Genomic DNA, 321 nt, shown 5'->3' on the forward strand with positions numbered 1-321 from the left:
AAAAGAAGAAGAAAAATGTCTACTTTAACTCCCTGGATTGGAAGGCAAAATGTGTTCGATCCTTTCTCCATGGACTTGTTCGATCCATTTTCCGTCGGCACGAGCTCACTGCTATCGGACTTTGGAAGACGACGGACGGACCGTAGTGATGATACCACCGCCATCACACAAACCAACGTCGACTGGGCTGAGACTCCCGAATCTCATATCTTCCACGCTGACATTCCAGGGGTGAGGAAGAATGAGGTGAAGGTGCAAGTTGAAGATGGGAACATACTGCACATCAGCGGTGAGAGGATGAAGCAGGAGGAGACCGACACC

The 321-nt window shown here is 49.8% G+C and carries 1 protein-coding gene; it reads left to right on the forward strand.

Annotated features, from left to right (window positions below):
- Positions 1-15: 15 nt before the first annotated feature.
- Positions 16-321 (forward strand): Hsp20 family protein (locus J1905_RS23565; RefSeq protein WP_214229633.1); only part of this gene is annotated, 306 nt, incomplete at its 3' end.

Origin of the sequence: Pedobacter sp. B4-66 (genome assembly GCF_018492665.1) — a bacterium.
In the GTDB taxonomy this organism is placed as follows: domain Bacteria; phylum Bacteroidota; class Bacteroidia; order Sphingobacteriales; family Sphingobacteriaceae; genus Pedobacter.